Raw genomic sequence first — 1157 nt, 5'->3', positions numbered from 1 at the left:
ATACCAAGTCCCAACGAGGATGACTCGTCGCAGTTTCAAAGCACCAGAGATGTGATTCAACATGGCAAACGAGGAGGTTTGCTGTGTCGACACCGGTGGCGCTCCGATCTGATTACGATGCCACTCGCCTGAGGAGCCTGGCGCGTTGGGCCAAGGATGGCCCGCAAACCCGAAGACTTCTGGCTCTGGCGGCGATCTATGACGGGGGCACCCGCACCGAGGCGGCTCAAATCGGCGGCGTGGGCCTGCAGACGGTGCGTGACTGGGTCTTGCGCTTCAACGCCCACGGCCCGGGTGGGCTTCTGGACGGCAAAGCCCCGGGTCAGCCCTCGATCCTGAGCCAGGAGCATCGTCAGCACCTGATTCAGATGATTGAGGACGGCCCTATCCCGGCGGTACATGGCGTGGTGCGCTGGCGTCTGGCCGACCTGATGCAGTGGCTCTGGGAGGAGTACCAGATCACCATCTCCAAGCAGACACTCAGTCGGGAAGTGCGCGCCCTTGACTATCGCAAGCTATCAGCCAGACCACGGCATCATGCCCAATCGGCTGGCGCGATGGACGATTTTAAAAAAGCTTCCCCGCGTGTCTGGCGGCGATCGCGACCGGCGCGGCCGGCGGCAAGCCGCTAGAGATCTGGTTTGCCGACGAGGCGCGGGTCGGACAGAAGAACAAGATCACCCGGCGCTGGGCCAAGCGCGGCACGCGTCCCTCGGCGCCGCGCGATCTGAGAACCGCCTCCGCTTACATCTTCGGAGCGATCTGTCCGGCCCAAGGGAAAGGCGCCGGCTTGGTTCTGCCGCGCTGCACGACAGAGGCGATGGCGCTTCATCTGGCGGAAATCTCCCAGGCAGTCGCACCTGGGGCTCATGCAGTGCTGCTGCTCGATCAAGCCGGCTGGCACGTGTCATCCAGGCTGGCTGTTCCCAAGAACATCACCCTGCTGCCACTGCCGCCAAAATCACCGGAGCTCAATCCGGTGGAGAATATCTGGTGGTTCATGCGCGAGAACTGGATGTCGAACCGGGTGTTCACATCCTACAAGGACATTCTCGATCACTGCTGCGAGGCTTGGAACAAGCTTACCGATCGGCCTTGGCTCATCATGTCCATTGGCCTGCGCGACTGGGCTCACCAATGCTGATCAGTGAGATTTG

Annotated in this window: 1 protein-coding gene; it reads left to right on the top strand. The window is 61.8% G+C overall.

Features of this window, described 5'->3' with window-relative positions; genetic code table 11:
* Window positions 1-83: 83 nt before the first annotated feature.
* Window positions 84-1144 (top strand): IS630 family transposase gene (locus tag FS320_RS43770; RefSeq protein ID WP_425294314.1). Its coding sequence is split into 2 segments (ribosomal slippage): window positions 84-617 and window positions 620-1144, totalling 1059 coding nucleotides; the frame shifts between segments, so codons are not numbered across the junction.
* Window positions 1145-1157: the final 13 nt, after the last annotated feature.

The organism is Microvirga tunisiensis (genome assembly GCF_009296175.1).
In the GTDB taxonomy this organism is placed as follows: domain Bacteria; phylum Pseudomonadota; class Alphaproteobacteria; order Rhizobiales; family Beijerinckiaceae; genus Microvirga; species Microvirga tunisiensis.
This window is presented reverse-complemented; position numbering and strand designations above follow the sequence as displayed.